This is a genomic window from Actinomadura fibrosa (assembly GCF_900659615.1).
Lineage (GTDB): Bacteria > Actinomycetota > Actinomycetes > Streptosporangiales > Streptosporangiaceae > Spirillospora > Spirillospora fibrosa.
This window is the reverse complement of the sequence record NZ_CAACUY010000320.1, coordinates 1-8,891: the sequence shown is the minus strand read 5'-3', so window position 1 is coordinate 8,891 and position 8,891 is coordinate 1. Positions and strand designations below refer to the sequence as shown.

11 protein-coding genes are annotated in these 8,891 nt (G+C 75.6%); 7 read left to right on the top strand and 4 right to left on the bottom strand.

Annotation, left to right across the window (positions count from 1 at the left end; translation table 11 throughout):
• The coding region (locus E1300_RS44585) for a Nif3-like dinuclear metal center hexameric protein (protein WP_242619795.1) at positions 1 to 446 on the bottom strand (446 nt) is incomplete at its 3' end.
• 112 nt (positions 447 to 558) lie between these two features.
• Between E1300_RS44585 and E1300_RS44580 the strand changes: the two genes are divergently transcribed.
• The 5 genes from E1300_RS44580 to E1300_RS44560 all read left to right on the top strand — a co-directional run bounded on the left by E1300_RS44580 (position 559) and on the right by E1300_RS44560 (position 3,012).
• Positions 559 to 1,083 (top strand): pyridoxamine 5'-phosphate oxidase family protein, encoded by a 525-nt coding sequence (locus E1300_RS44580; protein WP_131763325.1) that lies wholly within the window; start codon positions 559 to 561, stop codon positions 1,081 to 1,083.
• A gap of 89 nt (positions 1,084 to 1,172) precedes the next feature.
• The gene (locus tag E1300_RS44575; protein ID WP_242619794.1) at positions 1,173 to 1,505 is read left to right on the top strand and encodes a DUF6191 domain-containing protein; all 333 of its coding nucleotides are present in this window, start codon (positions 1,173 to 1,175) and stop codon (positions 1,503 to 1,505) included.
• Between the two features lie 57 nt (positions 1,506 to 1,562).
• Positions 1,563 to 1,961 carry a hypothetical protein gene (locus E1300_RS44570; protein WP_131763323.1) on the top strand — a complete coding sequence of 133 codons (399 nt, stop codon included), beginning with the start codon at positions 1,563 to 1,565 and terminating at the stop codon, positions 1,959 to 1,961.
• A 61-nt stretch (positions 1,962 to 2,022) separates the two neighbouring features.
• Positions 2,023 to 2,688, top strand: a complete 666-nt coding sequence (locus E1300_RS44565) for a DUF1361 domain-containing protein (RefSeq protein ID WP_131763322.1) — start codon at positions 2,023 to 2,025, stop codon at positions 2,686 to 2,688.
• Complete coding sequence (locus E1300_RS44560) at positions 2,689 to 3,012, top strand: cyclic-phosphate processing receiver domain-containing protein (RefSeq protein WP_131763321.1); 324 nt, start codon at positions 2,689 to 2,691, stop codon at positions 3,010 to 3,012.
• Here E1300_RS44560 and E1300_RS44555 read toward each other — a convergent pair.
• From E1300_RS44555 to E1300_RS44545, 3 genes are all read right to left on the bottom strand, one after another.
• Positions 3,009 to 4,805, bottom strand: coding sequence for a PucR-like N-terminal domain-containing protein (locus tag E1300_RS44555; protein ID WP_131763320.1), 1,797 nt, complete (start codon positions 4,803 to 4,805; stop codon positions 3,009 to 3,011). The genes E1300_RS44560 and E1300_RS44555 overlap by 4 nt on opposite strands.
• A 136-nt stretch (positions 4,806 to 4,941) precedes the next feature.
• The gene (locus E1300_RS44550) at positions 4,942 to 5,769 is read right to left on the bottom strand and encodes an EamA family transporter (RefSeq protein ID WP_207400326.1); all 828 of its coding nucleotides are present in this window, start codon (positions 5,767 to 5,769) and stop codon (positions 4,942 to 4,944) included.
• 11 nt (positions 5,770 to 5,780) lie between these two features.
• On the bottom strand, positions 5,781 to 6,320 hold the full coding sequence (locus E1300_RS44545; RefSeq protein ID WP_131763318.1) for a MarR family winged helix-turn-helix transcriptional regulator: 540 nt from the start codon (positions 6,318 to 6,320) through the stop codon (positions 5,781 to 5,783).
• Between the two features lie 135 nt (positions 6,321 to 6,455).
• On the opposite strand from E1300_RS44545, the gene selA reads away from it, so the two are divergent.
• Together selA and E1300_RS44535 are read left to right on the top strand one after the other, a co-directional pair.
• Entirely contained in the window at positions 6,456 to 7,772 is a 1,317-nt protein-coding gene (selA, locus tag E1300_RS44540) for an L-seryl-tRNA(Sec) selenium transferase (protein WP_131763317.1), read from the top strand.
• Positions 7,772 to 8,891: GTP-binding protein (locus tag E1300_RS44535; protein WP_207400325.1), on the top strand; the 1,120-nt coding region annotated here is incomplete at its 3' end. The genes selA and E1300_RS44535, both read left to right, overlap by 1 nt.

Here is an 8,891-nt window from a genome sequence, read left to right as displayed (position 1 = left end):
AGCGGGACCGGCTCGGCGAGCGTCCCGATCCGGCCGAGGCCGCGGCGCGGGTCGCCGTCGGCGGCCACCATCGGCCGCAGCGGGCCGGTCAGCCCGACGGCGCGGGCGAGCGCGTCCGAGACGCCGGGGTCGGCCGCGTCGGCGTTGGTGTGCGCGGTGTAGAGCGCCACTCCGCCGCCGATCATCCGGTGGATCAGCCGTCCCTTCGGCGTCGTGGCCGCCACGGACGTCACGCCCCGCAGCAGCAGCGGATGGTGGGCGACCACCAGGTCGGCCTCCCATTCCAGCGCCTCGTCGATCACCGCGGCCACCGGGTCGACCGCGAACAGCACCCGCCGGACCTCCTGCCCGGGGTCGCCGCAGACGAGCCCCACGGCGTCCCAGGCTTCGGCCCACGACGGCGGGTACAGCTCTTCGAGAGCCGAGACGACACGGGATAGGCGCACGTCCCGCAGGCTACCGCGCCGAGCCGCTCCGGCCGAGCCACCGAGCGTTACCGCCCGGCGCCGCGTTCTGAAACGATATGCCCGGGGAGTGCTCGACCGAGGGGAGAACGCCATGTCGGCTTCCGGCGCCGCACCGGGACCGGAGCCCGTCGCAGACCGTCCGTACATGCCCGGCTACGGCATCCTGGGCCCGGACGAGGGCAGCGGCCTGCTCTCGTGGTCGTGGGCGGTGGAGCGGATGCGGGCGGCGCGGAACTTCTGGCTGTGCACCGTCCGGCCGGACGGGCGGCCCCACGCCATGCCCGTGTGGGGCGCCTGGTCGGGCCGGGAGCTGATGTTCAGCAGCAGCGTCCCGTCCCGGAAGATGGTGAACCTGCGGGCCAACCCCCAGGTCGTCGTCACCACCGAGGAGGCGGAGAACCCGGTGGTCATCGAGGGGGTCGCGGAGGTCGTCACGGACCTGCCGACGCTCCAGCGGTTCATCGACCTGGTCAACGAGAAGTACTCCACCGGCTATCGTGTGGACTTCCTGGACCCCGCGGTGAACGCCACCGTGGCGGTGCGACCGCAGCGGGCGTTCGGGCTGCGCCAGGGGGACTTCACCGGTTCTCCCACCCGGTGGAAGTTCGGAACATGAACGCCGCCGGGATCAATCCGCCGACTCATCGCGTTGGAGAGTGTGTGAGGTCACCCTTTCGCCGCCGCAAGCGCGTCAAGGGCCGTGCCATGGGCAACAGGCCCGAGCCGGCCGAGCAGGAGATCGTCGAATGGCCCCGCGAGGGCACGGGCAGGTCGTCCCTGATGGGCGCGATCCGTGGGGACGGCGAGACCGGCGCCGGCTTCGGCGGGGGCATGTTCGAGGACCTCGCCTCGGCGTTCGAGGGCTCGAAGAAGGTCAAGCAGGAGGAGCAGGAGCGGGAGAAGGTCCTGCGCCAGGACGACCACGAGCAGGCCGGGGACGGTGCCCGCACCCGGCGCGACGACCTGGACTCCGGCAAGATCCGCATCCGCCGCTCCGGTCCGTCGGGCCCGGCTCCGGGGCCGTCCGGCACCGGGTGACGACATCCTGTCCGTTTTGTCTCGAACATATGTTCGAGTGAGAGTTATCCTGGCCGGGTGAGCACCTACGTTCCGCCCGGCTGGCCCTCGCAGGTGCACCCACCGGGCACCGACCGCTTCGAGGACACCGCACTGACCTGGCTGCTGGAGCTCGTCCCGCCCGAGTACCGCCGCTACGGCGTGCTGCGCCGCTACCCGATCGCCCTCGCGCGGATGGCCCGCCACCACGTCAACGCCTCCGTCGAGGCGGCCCGGGAGGGGTTCCGCACCGCCCGCGTCGACCTCGGCGAGCTCGTCCCGCCGCACGGCGTCGACGCCGTCCTGGAGGCCTACCGCCGCGAGGGCGCGCGGCTCGTCGCCCTGGCGCAGGCCATCGAGCTGGTCGAGACGGCCATGCGCGGCATCTCCGAACCCGACGACCCCGCCCACCGCCGCCCGTTCACCCCCAAACTCTGAAATCGGCGGATCACACTTCCGGCCGATGCGGGGAACGCCGCGCTGGTGCACGATCGTGACCATGGGTCTTCTGGATCAGGTGGCACCGAATCTGGCCGACCTCCTCCGCCGCGACGCCTGGTGGATGGGATGGAACACCCTGCTGGCCTGGGTGCCGGTGGGGCTGGCCCTGCTCCTCTTCCGCGGGAGCGGCCCGGCCAGGGTGTCGCGGTCACCGTTCTGGTGGGCCGGACTGGTGCTGTTCGCCCTGTTCCTGCCCAACGCCCCCTACGTCGTCACCGACCTGATCCACCTGCGCTGGGACATCATGATGGCCACCAAGGACGGCCCCGTCGTGTCGGCCGTCCTGCCGGTCTACGCGGTGCTCGTCGGCTCCGGCCTCCTCGCCTACCACCTGTCGCTGTCCGCGGCGCTCCGCCACCTCGACCGGCTCGGCCTCGGAGCCTGGCGCGGCCGTGCCGCCGTGACCGCCCACGCCCTCTGCGCCGTCGGCATCTTCCTCGGACGCTGGGCGCGCCTGAACAGCTGGGAGCCGGTCGTCGACCCGCACGCCACCCTCGAACGGATCTGGGCCAACCTGACGTGGAGCTGGGCGCCGGCGCTCATCCTCGCGACCTTCCTCGTCACCTGGACGGGCCACTTCGTCACCAGGGCGGTCGCCGACGCCTTCCGCGACGCCGCCGTCCGCAGCGCCCGCCGCCTCCGCACCACCCCCACGTCCACCTAGATGGGCGAGGAGCGGGTCGTCCTGGGGATCGACGATCTCCGGGAGCTGCCGCAGGCCACGCGGGTGGCGCGCACCAGCCGGGACGGGATCCTGCTGCTGGAGGAGCACCGCGACCGCGCGATCGACGAGCTGTGGCTGGACCACGACCTGGGTGGCGAGGACAGCATCATGCCGGTCGTGACGCTGCTGGAGGAGGCGGCGTTCGACGGGCGGCCGTTCGACATCGGCACGATCGTCGTCCACAGCGCCAACCCGGCCGGGGCGGAGACGGTGGTGCGGGTGCTCAGGCGATGGGGCTACCGGGTTCGGCGCGGTGGGGCTTAGGAGGGTGGGGCTGGGGTTGTGGTCAGGTAGCGGGGTGGGTGGGGTAGGTGGGGGGTGAGGGCCGCGGTTACGGCGGCGCGGATGTGCGGGACGGTCGTCAGGGGCGTCAGGGTGATGAGGGTGGGGCCTAGGGAGCGGCCGCCGAGGGCGCCTGCCGCGAGGGCCGTGGAGAGGGCCAGGTCGGCGGTCGGGCAGCCCGGGATGTGGGCCTCGGTGAGGAGGGGGCCCAGGTCGGCAGGACGGCCCGCGCGGAGGGCGGCGGCGGCCCTCCGGGTGGTGGACGGCGCGGCGGCAAGGTGGGGGCGGGGGCCGGGGACGCGCGGGACGGTCAGGGTGATGAGCAGCAGGCGGAGGCCGGCGGACGCGAGGTCGCAGGGCAGGTGCTCGGTGCCGCCCGCCGTGCGGAGGAGCGCGTGGGCCTCCCTGGCCGGAGGGGCGGAGAAGGCGACGGCGGGCGGGCCGTGGAGGTCGCGCAGGGCGAGGGACGTCGCGGTGATGGTCTCGGTGCCGGTGAGGAGGCCCGTCTCGGCGGGGAGTTCGCGGTTGAGCAGGAGGTTGGTCCCGGGGACGGGCGCGGAGTGCGCGCGGAGGGCCGTGACGGCCTCGCCGGCCCAGCGGGGGGCGTCGGTGAGGGAGCCGGTCGGCGCGGTGAAGCGGTCGGCGTGGTGGTTCATCGAGTACAGGGCGACGGAGCGGTCGCCGGTGGGGCCCGCCGCGACGACGGCGCCCCAGGGCAGGGCGACGGTCAGGCCGTCCAGGAGGGGAAGGGCGGCCTGGGCGCGCCGGACGGTCGCCGGGGCGGTGCCGTAGATCCGCTCGTAGAAGTAGGCCGTGATCCGCAGCTCGGGGGCGGTCGCCAGATCGATCAACTCTCGTCCTTCAGGGGTGCGCAGGCGTTCCAGAGCGGCTCCTCCCACAGCGTCCGGTACCAGGTGTAGGGGGTGAGGACGGGCCGCAGGAGCGCGGTCCGGTGGAGGTCCCTGGGCGAGAGCGCGGTGCGGGCGAAGACGACGTACGGGACGACGCAGTAGGCGATGACGGCGACGGGTCCCCAGCGCGGGTCGGACAGCAGCGCGGTGAGGACCGTCCCGAGGGTGAGCGCCGAGCGGGCGACGGTGTGGCGGACGGAGACGCCGCGGGCCCGGAGCCAGGCGGCCCGGCCGCGGCAGGCGTGGGCGCGCGGGGTGAGGTGGCAGGGGACGACGACGCGGCCGGAGGCGCCGGGGCGCGGGCGGGTCCGACAGCAGCAGGCTCAGCAGCCGGCTGCGGCGCTGCTCCCGCTCGCCCGCCGCCTTCTCCCGGGCCCGCGCGTAGCCCTGCGCGGCAGCGGAGGCCAGCAGGTCCAGGTAGGCGAAGTTGACCTCGGTGAGCGCGATCGCGAGCTCGCGCGGCTTCTTCAGCCGGTCCGCCTCGCGCGACAGGTACCGCCAGGCCGTCCGGGACGCCACGCGCAGCGCGTTCTGCAGGTGCTCCAGGCCGCGCCCCTCGACGGCCTCGCCGTAGCCGATGTCGAAGAAGACCTGGTGGACCTCCTGCGAGGACGCGTCCGGGTCGGCGATCATCTGGATGAAGTGCCCCATGCCCTGCGTGACGGCGACCCGCATGACCTCCGTGTACACGGGGTCGTCCCGGCGGGCGTACTCGGGGACGTGCCGCTGCACGCCCTCGACCATGGAGGCGACGAGGGCCGGGAGATGGGGGCGCATCCACTGCGCCTCTTCGCGCGGTACGTCGCGCCATGGCTGGGCCGAGAGGTCGTCGGTCTCGGCGGATCTTTCGTACAGCTCCGTCAAAGTGTCACCTCCGTGCGCGGACACCCGGGGCCGTCAGGCTAGATATCGCGGCGCGCGTCCGACACTCACCTGGATGACAACCTGCCGCGGTTCCTGTGCTCCCACCGCGCGCATGTTCGGCGCGGGAGGAGTTTCCCTACGCCGCCGGGACGGTCAGCAGTAGGACGGCGGCGCCCGCCCCGGCGAGCCCGGCGGCCTGCGCGAGCGACAGCCGCTCGCGCAGCGCCGTGACGCCCAGCAGCACCGGCACCACCGGGTACAGCGACGACAGCACGACCGCGACCACCACGAGCTGCTCCTTGGTGGCCAGCAGGTACAGCACGAGCGCGACCGCCGCGACGGCCCCGTTCACCGCCGCGCCCACCGCGAACCGGGCTCGCGGCAGCCTGCGTCCAGGCGAGCGCATCATCGGCGCGATCGCGAGGACGGCGGCGGCCCGGCCCGCCGCGACCGGCCAGGCGCCCGCGTCCTCGCCGGCCTGCGCGAGCGCGAGGTACTGGACGCCGATCCCGGCGCTCGCGAGGAGCCCGTCGGCGAGCGCCGCCCGCGCCCGCCCCTGCTCGTCCGACCGCGCCCGGGACACGAGCCACAGCGCGGGCAGGACGATCGCGATGCCCGTCCAGGAGGCCGCCGACGGCCGGTCGCCGAGGAACGCGACCCCGGCGAGCACGGGCAGCGCCACCCCGCCGACCGCGCTGACCGGCACGACCACGCTCATGCCGCCGCGGCTCAGCCCCCGGTACAGGAACACCATCCCGGCGGCCGTCCCGACGCCGGACAGCGCTCCCCAGCCGAGGTCCGCCGCGCCGACGCGCGCCGCCGGAACGAGCACCGCCGCGACGACCGCGCACGCCAGCCCGCCGAGCTGCCCGAGCAGCGCGACCGCACGGAAGTCCGCACGCCGCGACAGCAGCCCCCCGACCACGTCGGCGACCCCATAGGCGAGCGCCGACCCCAACGCCAACCAAGCCCCCGTCACCGAGCCCCCTCACCCAAAGTTGCGGCTTGGGCTTCGCGGTCGGCTTGGCCTACGGGGCAGACGGCGCCCGCCGTGCAGCAGTGCCGGTCGCAGAGGCGGCACATCAGGTCGGCGTCGCCGATCCGCTCGTACAGCGCGGCGAGCAGCTTGCCGAGCAGGGCGGCGAGCGTCTCCCGCTCGGCGGCGTCCAGGGCGCCGAGCACGCCGGTGAGCGGGGCGCCGCGCGCGGACAGCAGCCGGCCGACCGCCTGCTCGCCCTCGGGCGTCAGGTGGACGCGGACGACGCGTCCGCTGCCGGGGCGCCGGTCGGCCAGGCCGGCGGCCTGGAGGCCGTCCACCATGCGGGCGGCCGCGGACTGGGTCAGCCCGACCCGGCGGCCCAGCTCGGTGACGCCGAGCCCGGGGGCGTGCGCGAGCACGACGAGCGCCGCCGCGCCGCTCGCGCTCACCTCGGCGCTGCCGGTGATCTCGGCCAGGACGAGGTCGGTGACCGCCAGCGAGGTGGCGCCGAGGAGGTTGGCCAGTCGTTCATGCATGACTCATGCATTACCGGGGGATCGACACGGAAACACCCTGCGGGTGAGCGGTTCGGGATGCGTGCCATGCTGGCGGGTATCGGATGTCGGCCGGGCGCGGTCCCGACCAGGGGCGCCCTTACCGGAGGTCGCTTGATGGAGAGCCAGCCCGCACCCGTCGAGGACGAGCGGCGCCGCATCGCCCGGACGGACGTGGTGATGGCCGACCCCCGTCTCGCCGAGGCGGCGGGACGGCTTGGGCACGGGCTCGTGAAGGCGGCCGTCGTCACGGCGCAGCGGCGCGCGCGGACGGGCGAGATCCCGCCCGCCGCCGTGGCCGACGCGGCGGTGGAGGCGCTGCCGGTCACCGCGTCCGGGCTGCGGCCCGTCGTCAACGCGACCGGGGTGCTGCTCCACACGAACCTCGGGCGGGCGCCGCTGTCGGCCGCGGCCCAGGACGCCGTGCGGGTCGCCTCCGGCGCGACGGACGTCGAGCTCGACCTGGAGACGGGCACGAGGGCGCGGCGGGGGAGGTCGGTGCTCGCGGCGCTGCTGGAGCGGGTGCCCGCCGCGGAGGCCGCGCACGTGGTCAACAACGGCGCGGCGGCGCTCGTGCTGGCCGCGACGGCGCTCGCCGCGGGCAAGGAGATCGTCATCGGCCGCGGCGAGATGGTGGAGATCGGCGACGGCTTCCGGATCCCCGAGCTGCTGGCCGCGACGGGCGCGCGGCTGCGGGAGGTCGGCACGACGAACCGCACGACGCCGGACGACTACGCGGCGGCGGTCGGCCCGGAGACCGGGTTCATCCTCAAGGTCCACCCGTCCAACTTCCAGGTCACGGGGTTCACGCGGGAGGCGGAGGTCGCCGAGCTGGCCGGGCTCGGCGTCCCGGTCGTCGCCGACATCGGGTCCGGGCTGCTCGCGCCCGAGCCGCTGCTCCCGGACGAGCCGGACGCCGCGACCCGGCTCGCGGCGGGCGCCGGGCTCGTCACCGCGAGCGGCGACAAGCTCCTCGGCGGGCCGCAGTGCGGCATCGTCCTCGGGCGCGAGGACCTCGTGCGGCGGCTCGCCCGGCATCCGCTCGCGCGGGCGCTGCGGGTGGACAAGATGACCCTCGCGGCGCTGGAGGCGACGCTTCGCGGCCCGCACACGCCGACGCACGAGGCGTTGCACGCGGACGTCGCCGTCCTGCGGGAGCGAGCGGAGCGCCTCGCCGACCGGCTGCGCGCCGACGGCGTGGACGCGCGGGCCGTCGGCAGCGACGCGGCGGTCGGCGGGGGCGGCGCGCCCGGGGTCGTCCTGCCGAGCGCGGCCGTGTCGCTGCCCGAGCCGTACGCCGCGCGGCTGCGGCAAGGCGTCCCGGCGGTGATGGGCCGCGTCGAGGACGGGCGGTGCCTGCTCGACCTGCGCGCGGTCCCGGCGGAGCAGGACGCCGCAGTCGCGCGGGCCGTCCGGGCTGCGGGAGGGCGCTGATGCACGTCATCGCGACCGCGGGCCACGTGGACCACGGCAAGTCCACGCTCGTCCGCGCGCTGACCGGGATGGAGCCCGACCGGCTGGAGGAGGAGCGGCGGCGCGGGCTGACGATCGAGCTGGGCTTCGCCTGGACGGAGCCCGCCGGGCGGCACGGCGGCGACCGGCTCGCGTTCGTGGACGTGCCCGGCCACGAGCGGCTCGTCGCCACGATGCTCGCCGGGGTGGGGCCCGTCCCCGCCGTGATGTTCGTGGTGGCGGCGGACCAGGGCTGGCAGCGGCAGTCCGAGGAGCATCTCGCGGTGCTGGACGCCCTCGGCGTCCGGCACGGGCTTCTCGCGGTGACGCGGGCCGACCTGGCCGACGCCGCGACCGCGGCGAAGGTCCGCGGCGACGCGCTCGACCGCATCGCCGCGACGTCGCTGGGCGAGGTCGCGGCCGTGACGGTCAGCGGCGCCACCGGGGACGGCATGGACGACCTCCGGGCGGCGTTGGAGCGGCTCGCCGGCGCGCTGCCGCCGCCCGACCTGGCCGCCGACGTGCGGCTGTGGGTGGACCGGGTGTTCACGGTCCAGGGGCGCGGGACCGTCGTCACCGGCACGCTCGGCGCCGGGACGATCCGGGTCGGCGACCGCCTCGCCCCGGCGGCGGGCGGCGACCCGTTCCGCGTGCGGGGTCTCCAGTCGCTCAAGGAGGACCGGGACGAGGCCGCCGCCGTCGCCCGCGTCGCCGTCAACCTGCACGGAGGGTCGGCGGAGGTCCGCCGCGGCGACGCGCTGCTCGTTCCGGGACGGTGGCTCGGCACCGACGTGATCGACGTCCGGCTGCGCGGCGACGCGGCGCACGACCTGCCGGGCCGCCTCATGCTGCACGTGGGCACCGCCTCGGTGCCCGTGCGCGTCCGGCCGCTCGGCGACGACACCGCCCGGCTGACCCTCGGACGGGCGCTGCCGCTGCGGGTCGGCGACGTTGCGCTGCTCCGCGACCCCGGACGCCACCGCGTCCCCGCCGGGATCACGGTCCTGGACGTCCGCCCGGAGCCGTTCGCGCGGCGCGGGGCCGCGGCGGCGCGGGCCCGGGAGCTCGCCGTGATGAGCGGCCGCCCGGACGGCGCGGACG